Annotated in this window: 12 protein-coding genes and 1 riboswitch; of the genes, 6 read left to right on the top strand and 6 right to left on the bottom strand. The window is 65.0% G+C overall.

Annotated elements, in window-relative coordinates; genetic code table 11:
• Nucleotides 1-113 precede the first annotated feature (113 nt).
• The 3 genes from ABIE56_RS02650 to ABIE56_RS02640 are packed head-to-tail and all read left to right on the top strand — an operon-like array spanning nt 114 to nt 4,829.
• The gene (locus ABIE56_RS02650) at nt 114-2,435 is read left to right on the top strand and encodes a TonB-dependent receptor (RefSeq protein WP_429242597.1); all 2,322 of its coding nucleotides are present in this window, start codon (nt 114-116) and stop codon (nt 2,433-2,435) included.
• The gene (locus ABIE56_RS02645; RefSeq protein ID WP_429242292.1) at nt 2,435-3,940 is read left to right on the top strand and encodes an esterase-like activity of phytase family protein; all 1,506 of its coding nucleotides are present in this window, start codon (nt 2,435-2,437) and stop codon (nt 3,938-3,940) included. The genes ABIE56_RS02650 and ABIE56_RS02645 overlap by 1 nt, the downstream gene beginning before the upstream one ends.
• A gap of 13 nt (nt 3,941-3,953) precedes the next feature.
• The gene (locus tag ABIE56_RS02640) at nt 3,954-4,829 is read left to right on the top strand and encodes a hypothetical protein (protein ID WP_429242291.1); all 876 of its coding nucleotides are present in this window, start codon (nt 3,954-3,956) and stop codon (nt 4,827-4,829) included.
• Between the two features lie 81 nt (nt 4,830-4,910).
• Here ABIE56_RS02640 and ABIE56_RS02635 read toward each other — a convergent pair whose 3' ends face one another.
• The 4 genes from ABIE56_RS02635 to metF all read right to left on the bottom strand — a co-directional run bounded on the left by ABIE56_RS02635 (nt 4,911) and on the right by metF (nt 8,013).
• Nucleotides 4,911-5,381: a DUF2846 domain-containing protein gene (locus ABIE56_RS02635; RefSeq protein WP_429242290.1), complete on the bottom strand. Its 471-nt coding sequence runs from the start codon at nt 5,379-5,381 to the stop codon at nt 4,911-4,913.
• 215 nt (nt 5,382-5,596) lie between these two features.
• Nucleotides 5,597-6,514, bottom strand: a complete 918-nt coding sequence (locus tag ABIE56_RS02630; protein ID WP_429242289.1) for a branched-chain amino acid transaminase — start codon at nt 6,512-6,514, stop codon at nt 5,597-5,599.
• A gap of 75 nt (nt 6,515-6,589) precedes the next feature.
• Nucleotides 6,590-7,099 (bottom strand): DUF4124 domain-containing protein, encoded by a 510-nt coding sequence (locus ABIE56_RS02625; protein WP_429242288.1) that lies wholly within the window; start codon nt 7,097-7,099, stop codon nt 6,590-6,592.
• 89 nt (nt 7,100-7,188) lie between these two features.
• Nucleotides 7,189-8,013, bottom strand: coding sequence for a methylenetetrahydrofolate reductase [NAD(P)H] (metF, locus tag ABIE56_RS02620; protein WP_429242287.1), 825 nt, complete (start codon nt 8,011-8,013; stop codon nt 7,189-7,191).
• Nucleotides 8,014-8,110: 97 nt separating this feature from the next.
• Between metF and ABIE56_RS02615 the strand changes: the two genes are divergently transcribed.
• Entirely contained in the window at nt 8,111-8,596 is a 486-nt protein-coding gene (locus tag ABIE56_RS02615) for a DUF4232 domain-containing protein (RefSeq protein ID WP_429242286.1), read from the top strand.
• A gap of 62 nt (nt 8,597-8,658) precedes the next feature.
• On the opposite strand, the gene ahcY is transcribed toward ABIE56_RS02615, so the two are convergent.
• Nucleotides 8,659-10,092 (bottom strand): adenosylhomocysteinase, encoded by a 1,434-nt coding sequence (gene ahcY, locus ABIE56_RS02610; RefSeq protein WP_429242285.1) that lies wholly within the window; start codon nt 10,090-10,092, stop codon nt 8,659-8,661.
• A gap of 19 nt (nt 10,093-10,111) precedes the next feature.
• Nucleotides 10,112-10,199: riboswitch (S-adenosyl-L-homocysteine riboswitch) on the bottom strand.
• A 95-nt stretch (nt 10,200-10,294) separates the two neighbouring features.
• Between ahcY and ppc the strand changes: the two genes are divergently transcribed.
• On the top strand, nt 10,295-13,000 hold the full coding sequence (gene ppc / locus ABIE56_RS02605) for a phosphoenolpyruvate carboxylase (protein WP_429242284.1): 2,706 nt from the start codon (nt 10,295-10,297) through the stop codon (nt 12,998-13,000).
• A 241-nt stretch (nt 13,001-13,241) separates the two neighbouring features.
• The gene (locus ABIE56_RS02600) at nt 13,242-15,227 is read left to right on the top strand and encodes a methyl-accepting chemotaxis protein (RefSeq protein ID WP_429242283.1); all 1,986 of its coding nucleotides are present in this window, start codon (nt 13,242-13,244) and stop codon (nt 15,225-15,227) included.
• Between the two features lie 13 nt (nt 15,228-15,240).
• On the opposite strand, the gene ABIE56_RS02595 is transcribed toward ABIE56_RS02600, so the two are convergent.
• Complete coding sequence (locus tag ABIE56_RS02595; RefSeq protein WP_429242282.1) at nt 15,241-17,121, bottom strand: ATP-binding cassette domain-containing protein; 1,881 nt, start codon at nt 17,119-17,121, stop codon at nt 15,241-15,243.
• Between the last annotated feature and the right edge of the window lie 40 nt (nt 17,122-17,161).

The raw sequence follows: 17,161 nt of genomic DNA, 5'->3' as shown, positions 1-17,161 counted from the left end.
GTCCGACCATCGCAGGCTCTTACGGCGCGTGATGGGTCGCCTCAGGGGAGGCTGGCCGCGACGCGCCTGCGTTGAAAGGATGCAGGCCCTTGTTGAAGCAGACTGTCCTGGCCATGGCGCTCGCCCTGGCCCTCTCTCCCGTCGTGCATGCGACGGACACCGCAGCCACCGACACGGCGGATACCACCGTGGCGAGCAAGCGCGAGAAGGCCCAGGACCTTGATGCGGTCTCGGTCATCGGCACCGGCGAATCGCGCCAGGTGCAGCGTTCGCGCCCGCAGGACCAGAAGGCGCTGCCGCCGGGCACGAGCTTGCAGAAGGTGCTGAACACGCTGCCGGGTGTGAACGCACAGTCCGTCGATGCGCTGGGTTCCAACGAACAATCCATGACGCTCAGCCTGCGTGGCTTCAGTGGCACGCGCCTGGGCTACACGCTCGATGGCATGCCGCTGGGCGATAGCGCTTACAACAACTACAACGGCCTTTCGATCAACCGCGCGTTGATCTCCGAGAACTTCGCTGGCGCAGAGCTCTCTGAAGGCATCGGCAACCTCGGCACGCCATCCACCAGCAACCTGGGTGGCACCATCGCCTACACCTCGAACGATCCGCTGAAGACCATGGGCGGCCGCGTCGTGCAGACCTTCGGCAGCGACCAGAACCGTCGTACGTTCGCCCGCTTCGATACGGGCGAGTACAACGGCTTCTCGATGTACCTGTCCGGTGCGCGCACCGAATCGGACCTGTGGAATAACCAGTCCGCCTATAACAAGTCCACCACCAAGCAGTTCAATGGCAAGGCCGTGTGGGATTTTGACTGGGCGCGCATCACCGGCTTCGCCGATACCTCGCGGACGTCGCAGGCCGATTACTTCTATCTTTCGAAGAGCGAGATGGCCCGCGGCCTCGGCTGGGATTGGGGCGGCTCGGCACCGGACTGGAACAAGGCCATCGGCAAGGCATACTGCAACGCCGGCACGCTCAACGCGAAGCTGTGCGACCGATCGGGCGCGGATACCGATGCCGATGGCGCATTCACCGCGGGCCAGATCCTGCGTAACGACGACCTGTACTACCTGGCGGGCGATTTCTTCCCCAGCGATGCGGTCACCATCCACGCGATGGTCTACCACCATGAGGACGCGGGCGAAGGCCACAACTGGAACAGTGGTACTTATTCGTACCCGGGTACGCCGCAGCAACTGCCGATCATCTTCCGCAATACGCTGTACACGATCAACCGCAGCGGTGCGCTTCTTTCTGCGGGTTGGGATCTCGATAACCACCATATCGAAGGGGGTGTATGGTACGAACACAACATCTCGTCCGCATCGCGTTACAGCAGCTATGTCACCGGCCCGCGTGATCTCAGCGCGCCGATCGATGCGACGCCGGACCTGGGTGTGTTCGACCAGCGCACCGTGTGGAACACCCGCCAGGCGTTCCTGCAGGACACGATGAACTTCCTGGATAACCGCCTTACGGTGGATGCGGGGGTGAAGAGCCCGCATGTCACTTCCGATGCCACGGCACTGCCGGGCGATGCGGTGAAGCCGATCCCGGCAAACTCGAACAACCAGTTCGCCACGGGCAAGCTGAGCGCGAGCAAGGCACTGCTGCCGCAGGTGGGCGTTCGTTACAAGCTGGATGACAAGCAGGAAGTGTTTGCCAGCTTCGCCAAGAACATCGCCATGTTCCAGGGTGGTTTCAAGCTGGGCCCTCAGGCCGTCAGCCAGGCGACCTGGGATTCGCAGGGCTCGCTCAAGCCCGAGAAGTCGCGCAGCCTGGAAGCCGGTTATCGTATCGAGACCGGATCGATCGCGGCCTCCGCGGCGGCTTACAAGGTACGTTTCGATAATCGCCTGCTGCAGTACAACCCCTGCGATTCGCGCAGCCCCGTGGGTCCGACCTGCGGTAACCGCTTCTACAACGTGGGTGGCGTCGACAGCCAGGGCGTCGAGCTGACCCTCGTGTGGTCGCCGATCGAGAGCCTGCGCTGGTTCAACTCGGCGTCGTACAACCGTTCCACCTACGCCAGCGATTACACCCAGGCAGGTGTGGTGCAGCACACGAAGGGCAAGATCCAGACCGACACGCCGACCAAGATGTTCGCCACGCAGATCGACTGGAACCAGGGTCCCTGGTTCGCGTCCTTGCGCGGCAAGTACACCGGCAAGCGCTACTACACCTACACGAACGATCGCGGCTTCGGCGGCTTCACCGTGTGGGATGTGTCCGGTGGTTACGACTTCGGTTCGGCCTGGTTCGCGAAGGACATCCGCCTGTCGGTGAACGTGACCAACCTGGGCGACAAGCGCTACGCCAGCAACTTTGATTCCAGCGTGTTTGCGCCAAGCGACCCGACCGGCACGATCTACGTGTTCCATGCGTCGGCGCCGCGCCAGTACTTTGCTAACCTGGACGTCCGTTTCTGATGCGCGCGTTGCTCGGGGGACTCATCGCTGCCTGCCTGGCTGGGGGCGCCGCGGCGCAGTCCCTTGAGGTGCGCCATCCGGATATCGCCACCTCGCCGCTGCCACGCCGCGTCGAGGTGGGTGGCACCACCTACGTCGACCAGGGGCTGGCCGCCGCAGGTTCGCTGCCTGCGGGCACCGTTGATTTCCTCGGCGATACCCTCGGCTCGTTTTCATCGCTGGCGATCGAACCAGGATCGTGGAAGCGGGAAGGGGATACCTATACCGGCGTGCTGTGGACGCTGCCCGACCGCGGGCGAAACGATCCCGAGCACAACGTATTCTTTGATTATGCGGGGAGGGTGAATCGCATGCGGTTCACCATGGCGGTGGCGCCGGAGCAGAGCGTCGGCAAGGTGACACTGACGCCGGATGGCGGCATCGAGCTGAAGGACTTCGCCGGCAAACCGTTCACGGGCGCCGAGCCCGGCGCGGGCACGCTCACCCAGCGCGGCATCGTGCTGCCTTCGCCCGCGAGCGGCATCGGCGCAGGCAAGATCTCCCTGGATGCCGAATCCCTACAGTTCATCCCCGGGGGCGGCTTTTACATCGGCGATGAGTACGCGGCCAACGTGTACCGCTTCGATGCGAAGGGAAAGCTGATCGACGTTCTTGTTCCGCCCAAGGCGGTTCGCCCGGCCGGGAAGGACGGCAAGCCCGACTTCACCTCGCTGAAGCCGCCTATCACAGGGCGCCGCAACAACCAGGGCGTGGAAGGCATGGCGCTCTCGCCGGATGGCACGCGCCTCTTTGTGATGCTGCAGAGCGCATTGCTTCAGGATTCGTTCGGAGCAGACGCCTCTGGCCGCGCCTCGACCCGGGTGCTCGTCTATGACGTCTCGCGCAACAAGGCGCCCGCCAAACCCGTGGGGCACTACGTAGTACAGCTGCCCGTCTACGACGATCGCGGCGCAGGTGGCGCACCGAACCGAACCGCCGCGCAGAGTGAGATACGCATGCTCGATAACCACCGCTTCATCATGCTCTCCCGCGATGGCAACGGCTGGGGCGCCGAGGGCGGCAAGCCCATCGTGTTCAAGTCGGTGCTCGTCGTTGATACCGATGGCGCAACGAACCTGGCCGGTACGCGCTACGAGACGGGCGTAGCGCCTGTGATCGGGAAGGACGGCGCGCTGCGCCCGGATATCCATGCAGCTGCGTGGAAACCGCTGGTGAACATGCTCGATCCCGGTGACCTCGCGCGCGCAGGCCTCTCGCTTGAGCCTGGTCGCGGTGGTTTTGCTCAGCTCTCCGAGAAGTGGGAGGCGATGGACCTGCTACCCGTGCTGGATCCGGCCCATCCGGACGACTGGTACCTCCTGGTCGGCAACGACAACGACTTCATTGCGAAGCACTGCGTCATGGAGGGCCAGGCCTGCGATTCGCCGATCGATAACGACAACCGCATCCTCGTGTACCGGCTCACCTTGCCGGGCATGCGTTCCACCACCGCTCCCCACCACTAGAAGGGTTCCGCGCATGATGAAACGTAAGCTGTCATCCCTGGTTGCCGGCGTGCTGCTCCTGGGTTCGGCTGCCGCCCACGCCAATTCACCGGCGTATGTGGATAGCAAGGAATACAAGGCGCTGATCGATCCGTCGCGCTTTGCAGCGAACCCGTCCAGTGCGGCGGCCACGTTGCTGAGCAACCTTTCCGCGAGGCTTTCCACGCTTGGCTTTGACAAGACCATCGCGGGCAGCTTCAGTGCCGGTGATCGCGATACGCTGACTTACATCGATACGCCGCATACTTGCCAGCTGATGAGTCGTGGCTACTCGGTGCGCACACGCGCTGGCGACCACACCGACATCCAGTTCAAGTTCCGCCATGCGGATGAAGAGCTCTCGTACTGGACGGATGTCTCGGGCGCGGGCAAGAACAAGGAGACCAAGCTCGAGACGGATGTGACGCCGGGCAACCTGGTGCTGGCGCATTCCACCAAGCAGGATGCGACGACCACGCCCACGACGGTGGCGGACCTGATCAAGCAGTTCCCGGGTGCCTCGGCGCTCTCGGATATCTCCGGCAGTTCGCTGTCGAAGGTGGCTGGCGTAACGGTGACCCAGCAGGAATACGATGGCCCGACCTCGGACCTGGGCCAGTCGGTCGCCGAGTTCACGCTCACCCTGTGGTACGTGGATGGTGCGACCACGCCGACGCTGGCGGAACTCTCGTTCCGTGTGGAAGCCGATGCCGACAAATACTTCACCACGCCGGTGCTGCAGCGCTCACAGGTACTGAACCAGGCGATCGGCTCGATCGGCAACAGCTGGAATATCGCCAACGATGGCGGCAAGACCAGCTGGCTCTATGCGTACAAGTCGTCGAGCTACCCCAACGGCTTCTGCAATTAATAGGTAGGAGCGCGCTTGCGCGCGATGGGTGCTCGCGGCAAGGCCCATCACGCGCAAGCGCGCTCCTACACAAGCAGGCCGTTACGGCGAAGCCAGTCGCATGGCCGGTGCCGAGGTCTCCAGCAGGTCGCATTCGCGGACGCCCTTCTGGCCTTCAGTCGGCGTCATGAGATGCAGCTGGGTGCGCGCCGACATCAGGCCCATCTTTACTTCCTGCCACACGTAGTACGTGTGCCCGGCTTCAAGATCAATATTGAGGTCGGCATTCTTTTCCGCGAGCGACGAGATCGTGTGCTTGCCTGGCGCGACGCCCAGGCGCAGGAACGACTTCGGCCCGGTTTCACCCACCAGCATGCCATCGACGTTCACCGGCATCTTGATCGCGGCGCCGAGGATTTCGTTGCGGTAGATGTAGACAACGGCCTTGTCGGTCACGGGCGTGAACGTCTTGGCCTGTGCGCTTGCGCTATCGCTGGCCTTGTTGACGCTGGCGCAGCCCGAAACAAGGCAAGCCACGGCGATGGCCGCCGCGGCGAGGTACGAAAACTTCATGTTTTGTTCCCCTTAGTAACGTGAGCCAGTCCGAGCTTGGCTTACACCCCCTGGCGGGCCGCAAGATAACGCGGTGGCAGGGGAGGGGCGCAATAGGCCTTTCGTTCGAAGCGGGCTCTTGTAGGAGCGCGCTTGCGCGCGATAGGCCTTTCCGCAAGCCCCCATCGCGTGCAAGCACGCTCCTACAAGGGCGGGGCGCGGGGCCCCGCTGTCAATCAGACCGGTTCGAGCCAGCCCCAGCGGTCCTGGGTCTTGCCGCTGAACAGGCCGAAGTAGAGCTCCTGCAGGCGGCGGGTGATCGGGCCAGCCTTGCCGCTGCCCACCTTCTTGCTGTCCACCGAGCGGATCGGCGTGACTTCGGCGGCGGTGCCGCACATCAGGATCTCGTCGGCCAGGTACAGGTACTCGCGCGGCAGGTCGCGTTCGATCACCTCGATACCTTCCTCGCGCGCCAGCGTGATCAGCGTGTGGCGGGTGATGCCGGTGAGGATGGAGGCGCTGGCCGGCGTGGTGTGCAGGGCGCCATCGAACACGAGGAACAGGTTCTCGCCCGCGCCTTCGCTCAGCAGGCCGGTGGAGGCCAGGGCGATACCTTCGCCAAAGCCCAGGCGGCGTGCTTCACGCGCGATCAGCTGGCCGGAGAGGTAGTTGCCGCCGGCCTTGGCACCCGCCGGGATGGTGTTCGGGGCAAAGCGCTGCCAGCTCGACACGCAGGCATCAATGCCGTTCTCGAGCGCCTCGGGGCCGAGGTACGGGCCCATCGGCCAGGTGGCCACGGCCACATCGATCGGGGTCTCGGCCGAGAGGCCAAAACCGCCCAGGCCACGGTAAGCCACCGGGCGCAGGTACGAGGCGCGCTGGTCGTTCTTCTTGATCACCGCGCGGCAGGCCTCGGCCAGCTCATCGAGGGTGTAGGGCAGTTCCATGTCGTAGATCTTGGCCGACAGGAACAGGCGCTTCAGGTGGTCGGTGAGGCGGAAGATCGCCGCGCCATCCGGCGTCTCGTAGCTGCGGATACCTTCGAACACGGACGAGCCGTAGTGAAGGGCGTGGGACATGACGTGCGCGGTAGCATCGCGCCAGGGCTTGATCTGCCCGTTCTGCCAGATCCATTCAGGGTAGTTCTGCGACATGGGAGCGCTCCGGAGGGGACCGCCCATGATAACGGGTGGGAGGGGGGTTCACATGGCGCGGCGCGCCATCCGGCCTTATGCCGGCGGGCGCAGCCAGAGGCAGCCCGATTCGCGGACCACCCCGAAATGCACGTGATGCGAGGCTTCCCCCGCGCCGGGGATCCGGGTCACGGCATCGATGCCGTCGGCCTCATCGCCCTCCAGCGAGAGCAGTGTCTGTTTCACCACGCTATCCAGGCTGCGGATGTTGTCCACCGCTCCGCCGCTGCCGTAACCGGTCCACAGCGTGAGCCCGCCGATGCGGTTGGCATCGCGGCGGTTGAAGGCCTGGGCCACCGCCACGCGCAGGGTCGCCATGTCCTGGGCGCAAAGCAGTCCCGTGGAGGGCGCCGTGCCTTCGGGAGCGGCCGCGCTGGAGGCAGCTGGGGGCGCGATCGAGCGCGCGCCAAGGTTGGTGCAGGGCTGGTCGGTGTACACCGGGCCGCCGTCCTTGCCCACGCAGCGGTGGACCTCGGTCTGCGCGGCGGCGGGAGTGGCGGCGAACAGCAGTAGGAGCGAAAGCAGCAGGAGGGTGGCGCGGATCACGGGTGGGCGCTTTGGTGGCACAGGAGGCGCCATCATCCGCGACCGTGGCTTAGCGCGCGGTGACGGCGCGCACGTTTGCCATCACGCGTTTACGCCAGCCGTTCGAGGACCGCCGTGGTCGCCCGGGCCCGGTTGATCGTATAGAAGTGCAGGCCAGGGGCGCCGCCATCGAGCAGGCGGCGGCACAGTTCGGCCACCACGTCGGCGCCCAGCTCGCGCACCGCCGCGGCATCATCCCCGTGCGCCTGCATGCGCTTGACGATCCAGCGGGGAATTTCCGCGCCGCACTGCTCGGAGAACCGGCGCAGCTGGCTGAAATTGGCGATGGGCATGATGCCCGGCACGATCGGCAGGTTCACGCCGAGCCGGGTCACGTCATCCACGAAGCGGAAGTACGCATCGGGGTTGAAGAAGTACTGGGTGATAGCCCCGTTGGCGCCCGCATCGCACTTGGCCTTGAAGTGGCGCAGATCGTCCAGCGCGTTCTCTGCCTGGGGGTGGGTCTCGGGGTACGCGGCCACTTCGATATGGAAGTGATCGCCGCTGTGCTCACGGATATAGGCGACCAGCTCGGCCGCATAGCGGAAATCGCCTGGCGTGGCCATGCCCGAGGGCAGGTCGCCGCGCAGGGCCACGATGCGCCGACAGCCGCGCTCCTTGTACTCATCGAGCAGGGCGCGAATTTCGGCCTTGGTGCCCCCCATGCAGGAAAGGTGTGGCGCCACGGAAAGGCCGTGCTGGGCACGCAACTGGCGGACCGTATCGCCCGTGTAACTGAGGGTTGAACCGCCCGCGCCGAAGGTCACCGACACATAGTCGGGCGAGTGGCCCTTGAGTCGCTCAACCGCTTTATCCAGCTGGTCACGCTGTTCATCGGTCTTGGGCGGGAAGAATTCGAAGCTGACAGCGGGCATGGGCGGGCACCTGGAAGCGATGCGTGGAGTATATATCTTTCCATCCAGATGGAAAGATGGCTAATTGCCCATTCACGTCCATCGGGCAAGATGTTGCATGCCCTCGTCCGCTCCGGAGAACCGCGCCATGCCCGCCTTCACGCCCAATGTCCCGGCTTGCACCGCCGAGATGATCACGCTGGCCACCGATGACCGTGGCGGCGATCTCAACGGCATGTCGCATGCCGGCACGTACCTCGTGTTGACCAACAAGAGCGGGCAGGCCTGCACGCTGCTCGGCCTGCCGTCGGTATCGATGAAGGATGCGAAGGGCCTGGTGCTGCCGGTAAAGCGGCAGGCGCCCGTGGGCATGCACCCGGGACCGGTGGTGGTGCCGCTCCGGCTGGAGCCCGGCGCGAGTGCGCGGGCATCGCTGCGCTGGGTATCGGGCGATGTTTACGACAACGGGCGATGTGTGGATGCGGCGCGCGTGGAGGTGCGCATGGGCAACCAGGTGCTGGCCACGGGAATGACAGGGCACCTGTGTGGTGAAAGCGGGCAGCCTGTCGCGTTTGAACAATCGCCATTGACGCGGAATACCTGAAGGCGAAAAAAAAGAGGCGCCCTCATCGGGCGCCTCTTTCGTTACCGCACGACCACCGCTGCTTAGTAGCGGTAGTGATCCGGCTTGTACGGGCCTTCCACCGGCACGCCGATGTAATCGGCCTGTTCCTGGGTCAGCACGGTGAGCTTCACGCCGATCTGCTCCAGGTGCAGGCGAGCGACTTCCTCGTCCAGCTTCTTCGGCAGGCGGTACACGGTGTTCTCGTACTTGTCCTTGTTTGCCCACAGGTCGAGCTGGGCCAGGGTCTGGTTCGAGAAGCTGTTCGACATGACGAAGCTCGGGTGGCCGTGGGCGCAGCCGAGGTTCACCAGGCGGCCTTCGGCCAGCATGTAGATGCTGTTGCCGGTGGCACCGAAGGTGTAGCGATCTACCTGCGGCTTGATGTTCTCGCGGGTGACGTCCTTCGCGCCGTTCAGGCGGTCCATCTGGATCTCGTTATCGAAGTGGCCGATGTTGCAGACTAGGGCGTTGTTCTTCATCTTCGCCATATGTTCCAGCGTGATGATGTCCTTGTTGCCCGTGGTGGTCACATAGATATCGCCCAGACCCAGGGTCTCTTCGATCGTGGTGACCTGGAAACCTTCCATCGCGGCCTGCAGGGCGTTGATAGGATCGATTTCGGTCACGATCACGCGAGCGCCAAAGCCCTTCAGCGAATGTGCGCAGCCCTTGCCCACGTCACCGTAACCGCAGACCACGGCCACCTTGCCGGCGACCATCAGGTCGGTCGCGCGCTTGATACCGTCGGCCAGCGATTCACGGCACCCGTAGAGGTTGTCGAACTTCGACTTGGTGACCGAATCGTTGACGTTGATCGCCGGGACCAGCAGCTTGCCGGCTTCGGCCAGCTGGTACAGGCGGTGCACGCCGGTGGTGGTTTCTTCGGAGACGCCCTTCCATTCGGCGGCGATCTTCTTGAACCAGCCCGGACGGGCGGCGGCGGTCTTCTTGACCAGGTCCTTGATGACCTGCTCTTCGTGGTTGCCGCTCGGGGTGTTCACCCAGTCGGAACCGTCTTCCAGCTCCACGCCCTTGTGGATGAACAGGGTGGCATCGCCACCGTCGTCCACGATGAGCTGCGGGCCGAGCTCACCCGGGTGGGTCAGCATATCGAGGGTGCAATCCCAGTATTCCTCCAGCGATTCGCCCTTCCAGGCGAAGACCGGCAGGCCGCCAGCGGCCAGGGCGGCGGCGACGTCATCCTGGGTGGAGAAGATGTTGCACGAGGCCCAGCGGACCGAGGCGCCCAGCTCACGCAGGGTTTCCGCCAGCACGGCAGTTTCCTTGGTGACATGCAGCGAGCCGGACAGGCGCACGCCCTTCAGCGGCTTCTCGACGGCGTAGCGGGCGCGGATCTGCATCAGGCCCGGCATTTCCTCTTCCGCCATGCGGATACGACGGCGGCCCAGGTCGGCCAGGGAAATATCACGGACGTTGAAGTCCTGGTTGGCGTTGTCTTTGGTGACAGCGTTCATGGTGGCGTAGCTCCGGATGGTTACGGGGGCGCCGTTTGCACGGGAAACCGCGCCGAGCCTGGCCATGGGGGCGAAAAACCCCTCCGGTCGCAGCGCCCCTCGGCGGGCAAGAACAGTCGCCGATTATATCGCGGAATCCGGATGATCAGATGAATACACTTTTTTAGGTACTCTCGGGGTTCGTCCCCGACCAGAGTGACTGATGGAAGCCGCACGCGATCCCGAATTCCTCCCCCATGACGGCCCCCTGCGCGAGGACGTACGCCGCCTTGGCGCCCTGGTAGGCCAGATGCTGGCCGAGCAGGGCGGGCAGGCCTTCTTCGAACGGGTGGAGGCCGTACGCACCGCCGCGATCCACCGCCGTCGCAGCGGGGCTGCGGTCGATGCCCTGGCCAGCACCCTGACCGGGCTGGGCGCCAACGATGCAGAGGCCCTGGCCCGGGCCTTCGCGACCTATTTCCAGGCCGTGAACACCGCCGAACGCGTCCACCGTATCCGTCGTCGCCGCGATTACCAGCGGGAGGGCGGGGCGCCGCAGCCGGAATCGCTGGCTGCGGTGGTGGGCCAGCTCAAAGATGAAGGCGTGACCGCCGAGGAGCTGGCCACGTTGCTGGGCAAGCTCGATGTGGAGCCGGTGTTCACCGCGCACCCGACCGAGGCGGTACGCCGCTCGCTGCTGGAAAAAGAGCAGGAAATCGTCCGCGCGCTGGTCGATGAATTCGACCCGACCCGCACACCGCAGGAACTGCGCGATGATGACGCGCGCATCCTGATGGCGCTCTCGGCGGGCTGGCAGACGGCGGAAGCCTCGCCGGTGCGGCCCAGCGTCTCGGACGAGTTCGACCACGTCGGCTTTTATCTCGCCCGCCCAATCTACCGCGTACTTCCGGCGCTCTACGAATCGCTGGAGCAGGCCATTGCCGAGCACTACGGCGACGGGGTCACCGTACCGCGCGTACTGCGCTTCGCCACGTGGGTGGGCGGCGACATGGACGGCAACCCCAACGTCAATGCCGATACGATCGCCGCGACACTTGCCGCGCAGCGCTCGCTGGTGCTCGAGCGCTATGTCGAAGGCGTGAACGAACTCGGCCGGCTGCTCAGCCAGACCGACGATCGCGTCTCGCTCGACGACAAGCTGGGCCGGCGCCTGGACGATTACCGCGAACAGATGCCTGCGGCGGCCGCACGCATTCGTCCGCGCCATGCGGATATGCCGTACCGCGCGTTCCTTACCTTCGTCGCCGAGCGGCTTGAAGCGACGCTGCACGAAGGCGACGACGCCTACGCCTCGGCGGCGGAGTTCATCGACGACATTGCGCTCGTTGAGAAGAGCCTGCTCAACCATGGTGGTCGCCACGCCGGTGCCTATGCGGTGGGCCGCCTTTTGTGGCGTGCGCGCACGTTCGGTTTCCACCTGGCGCGGCTGGATGTGCGCCAGGATGCACGCGTCCACGATGAAGCGCTCGCCGCCTTGCTCGATGATGCAGGCTGGGCGGACCGCGAGGCCGACGCGCGGGTGAAAGTCCTGCGTCCTTTCGCTGCCGGCGAGCGCAGTTTCGTCGCGGGCGATGACCACGATGCCGCCGGCATGCTGCGCAACGTGTTCGCTACCCTCGCAGATTCGCGCAAGCGCTACGGCACGGAGGCCACTGGCCTGTACATCATCAGCATGGCCGAGACCGCCGCGGATGTGCTCGCCGTGCTTGCGCTGGCGCGCCGCGGCGGCTTGCTCGAAGACGGCCGTGTGCCCCTGGACGTGGCGCCCCTGTTCGAAACCATCGATGACCTGAAGGGCGGCCCGGCAACATTGCAGGCGCTGCTCGACGACCCGGTGTACCGCGCGCACCTGAAGGCGCGTGGCGATCGCCAGTGGGTGATGCTCGGCTACTCGGACAGTGGCAAGGATGGTGGCACGGTCGCCTCGAAGTGGAGCCTGCAGCGTGCCCAGGTGGAGCTGCTGGAAGTCGCCGCGAAGGCCGGCATCCGTGTCGCGTTCTTCCATGGCCGTGGCGGTTCCGCCAGCCGCGGTGGTTCACGCATCACCCCTGCACTCATGGCGTCGCCGCGCGGATCGGTCGGCGGTGTGTTGCGTGTTACCGAGCAGGGTGAGGTCATTCATCGCAAGTACGGTATTCGCGCGCTGGCGGTGCGCAACCTGGAGCAGACGCTGGGTGCGGTGATGCGCGCGTCGCTCCGCCCGCGCGTCGCCGAAGTGCGTGAATCGGGCTGGAAGGACGTGATGGTTCGCCTCTCGGACGAGAGCCGCAAGGCGTATCGCGCATTTGTCGACATGGAAGGCTTTGTCGATTATTTCCGCGGCGCCACGCCCATCGATGTGATCGAGCGCATGACGCTCGGTTCGCGTCCGGCACGCCGGCGCAGCATGAAGGGGGTGGAAGACCTGCGCGCCATTCCGTGGGTGTTCTCGTGGACGCAGTGCCGCGCCGTCCTTACCGGCTGGTATGGCCTGGGCAGCGCGCTGGAAACGGTGGCGAAGGAATGCGGGGAGGACACCCTCGGGCGCATGGCGAAAGAGTGGGCTTTCTTCGCCACCATGCTCGATGACGTGGAAATGGTGCTGGCCAAGGCGGACATCGATATCGCGGAGGCGTTCTCGGAACTGGCCGGGCCGTTGCACGAGCGGTTCTTCCCCAAAGTCCGTGAGGAGTTTGAGCGGACCGTGTCCTGGGTGCTCCGCCTGAAGGGCGCCAGCGAGCTGCTCCAGCGTGAGCCGCGCCTGGCCACCTCCATCCGCCTGCGCAACCCGTACGTGGACCCGATGAGCCTGCTCCAGGTCGACCTGCTGAAGCGTTGGCGCGCGACCGGTGGCAAGGACGATGCGCTGCTGAATGCGCTGGTGGCCTGCGTGAATGGTGTGTCGCAGGGGTTGCAGAATACGGGCTGAGCCCAGGCCCATCGCGTGCAAGCACGCTCCTACAAAAGGCCGTGAGGCCCGATCCTCCTGTAGGAGCGCGCTCGCGCGCGATTCCCAGCCCGCCACAGACCCCCAGCTTCCCTGTAGGAGCGCGCTCGCGCGCGATCCCGGTCTCATACCCCTCTGCGGCTAAAGCTGGCTAGAACCCTGCCGAAAACGACGTTACATGCCCCGTAAATTGCTACGGGTCAGTTTCCTCAGCAGGTTCCTCATGAAAGACACCCTCCGTCGCGCCCGCTGGCGCGGCCTGAGCGTGGGCGCGCGCCTCACGCTTTTGGTCGTGGCCATCGTTTCCCTCGGCATTGCCTTGCTGACCCTGCTCGTCACGACCATGGTCTCAAGGGAGCTGGAGACGCGGTCACGCGATGACCTGGCTCGCGGCAACCACGCGATCATCGCCATGGTGAACACCTTCAGTGGCGCGCTGCTGGCGGAGTCGGACCGGTTCCTCACCGTGTTCGAAAGCTACTTCCCCGCCGGGACGCTCGCTGTGGATCCCATGAAGCGGGTGAAGATGGGTGACCGCACCGTGCCGGTCATGGCCATGGGCGGCAAGGCGATCAATGGCGACTTCACGACGGTGGATGAATTCTCCGCCCGCGCCCACGTTGTCGCCACCATGTTCGTGCGCGATGGCCAGGATTTCATTCGGGTCACCACGTCGCTGAAGAAGCAGGATGGCTCGCGCGCGGTAGGTACCTCCATCGATCATGCGCACCCGGCGTTTCCCCTGCTGCTCTCCGGCAAGGGCTACGGCGGCCCGGGCATCCTGTTCGATAAGCCCTACATCACCCGTTACGAACCGATCCACGATGCGGCAGGCAACGTCATCGGCGCCTGGTTTGTCGGCGTGGAGATCAGCCAGGAAATGAGTGCGCTGCAGGCGCAGATTTCGTCCATCCGCATCGGCGAGACGGGCCACTACTCGGTAATCGATGCGAGCCCGGGCAAGCGCTATGGCTCCTACATCGTGGATCCGGCGCTTAGCGTTGCCGAAGGCAAGGCGGATGGCGCGGCGCTCAAGGCGCTGGATACCGATGGCCAGTCGTTCTATGGCCTCATGCTTGCGGCGGGCAAGGGCGAAACGCGCTATAGCGTGGCCGAGGCGGGGCACGACATCGACCGCCTCGCGGTGTATGCCACGGATCCGGCGTGGCACTGGATGGTGACCGGAACCGTCGATATGGATGAGCTGTACGCGCCCGTTCGGCACCTGCGCAACATGGCTATTGGAAGCAGTCTCGTCATCATCGCCGTGCTGTGCGTGCTGCTGTTCATCGCGATTCGCGTACGCATCACCCGTCCGCTGTCGTCGGCGGTACAAGCGGCCAGCCGCCTGGCCGAGGGCGATCTCACGGCGCGCCTTGCTTCTACACGTGGCGACGAAATCGGCCAGCTCATGAACGCCATTGATGGCATCGGTGATGGCCTGGGTTCGATCGCGCAATCCGTACGGCGCGCCACGGCAAGCATGGCCGGAAGTACCTCCGAGATCGCGGCGGGCAATACCGATCTATCCATGCGTACCGAGCGCCAGGCGGCCGAGTTGCAGATGACGGCCGCGAGCCTGGACGTGCTGACGCGCACGGTGCGCGACAACGCTGGCAATGCAGCCCGGGCCAGCACACTGGCCGAAGGCGCCAGCGTCGCCGTGCAGCAGGAAGCCGGTGCGATGGCCGAAGCGGTGGCCTCGATGAATGGCATCCAGGCTTCCGCACAGCGCATCGCCGATGTCATCGGCATCATCAACGGCATCGCGTTCCAGACGAATATCCTGGCGCTGAATGCCGCCGTGGAAGCGGCGCGTGCGGGTGAACAGGGCAAGGGCTTTGCCGTGGTCGCCGAGGAAGTGCGCAACCTGGCCCAGCGCAGCGCCAAGGCGGCCAAGGAGATCGAAGCGCTGATCACCGAATCCGTGGAGCAGGTGGATACCGGCCACGGGCTGGTGACCGAAGCAGGGAACAACATGCAGGCAGTGATCGGACGCATCCGTGATGTCGCCGCGCTGATGGGCGATATCAGCCGCGCCTCAACCGCCCAGTCCGAGCAGATCGGCCAGATCAACCACGCGGTATCGCGCATGGATGATTCCACGCAGCAGAACTCGGCCCTGGTGGAAGAGGCTGCGGCGGCCGCGAAGAGCCTGGAAGACCAGGCGGCCGAGCTGGCGCGGGTGGTTGAGGTGTTCCGGCTCTGAAACGGGAGGGGTATTACCCCTCCAGTTCTTCCCACCGAGCGAACGCGGCATCCAGTTCGGCCTGCAACTTCGCCAGCTCCTCATTGCCGCGCGTAATGGTCGCGGCATCCTGCTGGTAGTACTTCGGATCGTTCATCGCCTCGGTGCGCCTGGCGATCGCGGTTTCCAGCTCTTCAAGCTTGGCGGGCAGCAGGTCCAGTTCGCGCTGTTCCTTGAACGAGAGCTTCTTCTTCGCCGCTACCGGTGCAGGCACAGGCGGGGCGGCTACCGCAGCCGCGGGCTTCGCGGTGGCCGCTGCGGCAGCCTTCGCCGCCGCGACGATCGGCTTCTGCCGCAGCCAGTCGCTGTACCCACCCACGTAGTCGCCGATCTCGCCATCGCCCTCGAGCACCAGCGTGCTGGTGACGACGTTATCGATGAAGTCACGATCGTGGGAGACGAGCAGCAAGGTGCCGCTGTATTCGCCCAGCAACTCTTCGAGCAGCTCCAGCGTTTCCACGTCCAGGTCATTGGTCGGTTCGTCCATCACCAGCAGGTTGGATGGCTGGGCGAACAGCTTGGCCAGCAGCAGGCGGTTACGCTCGCCACCGGAAAGGCGGGTGATAGGTGCGCGGGCGCGTTCGGGGGAGAACAGGAAATCCTGCAGGTAACCGATGATGTGCTTGCGCTGCCCGTTGAGCTCGATGTACTCGCGGCCTTCGGCCACGTTATCCAGCGCATTCAGGCGATCATCCAGCGCGATGCGGTGCTGGTCGAAGTACGCGATCTCCAGGCCCGTGCCCAGCACCACGGTGCCTTCCTGCGGAGCGAGCTGGCCCAGCATGATCTTCAATAGCGTGGATTTGCCCGCGCCGTTCGGGCCCATGATGCCGACGCGGTCGCCGCGCATGATCACGGTCGAGAAATCACGGATCAGGGTGCGGCCGTCGTAGGCTTGGGTGACGTGCTTGGTTTCGACCACCTTGCGGCCCGATGCCTGCGCATTGGCCATGGTCATCTTGGCGTTGCCGGTGCCCTCGCGGCGCTCCGAGCGCTCACGGCGCATGGCCTTAAGCGCGCGCACGCGGCCTTCGTTGCGGGTACGCCGGGCCTTGATGCCCTGGCGGATCCACACTTCTTCCTGGGCCAGCTTGCGATCGAAATGCGCGTTGGCCTGCGCCTGGGCGTGCAAACGCTCTTCGCGGCGGCGCAGGTAGTTGTCGTAATCGCCCGGCCAGCTGGTGACGCTGCCGCGGTCGATCTCGACGATGCGCGTGGCCAGCGAGCGCAGGAAGCTGCGGTCATGGGTAATGAACACGATGGCGCCGGCGAAGCCCTTCAGGAAGCCTTCCAGCCAGGCGATGGCCTCGATATCGAGGTGGTTGGTGGGCTCGTCGAGCAGCAGCAGGTTCGGGTCGCGCACCAGCGCCTGGCCCAGTAGCACGCGGCGCTTCATGCCGCCCGACAGGTCGGCGAAATCGGCATGCTCCGGCAGTTCCAGGCGTTCGATGACGTTCTGTACGCGTGCATCCAGATCCCAGGCGTTGTGAGCCTCGATCTGCGCCTGCACATCGCCCAGGCCATCCATGTCGCCTTCTTCGAGCAGGTGGTGGTAGCGGGCCAGCAGGTGGCCCAGCTCGCCCAGGCCATCGGCGACGACGTCAAACACGCTACCGGCGGTGTCCTGTGGCACTTCCTGGGTGAGCCGCGCCACGCGCGTGCCACCTTGCAGGCGAATCTCGCCGTCATCGGGCTTGAGCTCGCCCGCGATGAGCTTCATCAGCGTGGATTTGCCGGCGCCGTTGCGGCCGACGATACAGACGCGCTCGCCCAGGTCGAGCGAAAGATCGACCTGTTCAAGCAGGAGGGGGCCGCCGACGCTGTAGTCGAGGCCAAGGATCTGGATTAGGGACATCCGCCTATTGTAGCTGGCCCCGGGGGCGGGCGGCCCGTTG

This window comes from Luteibacter sp. 621 (assembly GCF_050435445.1).
Taxonomy (GTDB): Bacteria; Pseudomonadota; Gammaproteobacteria; order Xanthomonadales; family Rhodanobacteraceae; genus Luteibacter.
This window is presented reverse-complemented; position numbering and strand designations above follow the sequence as displayed.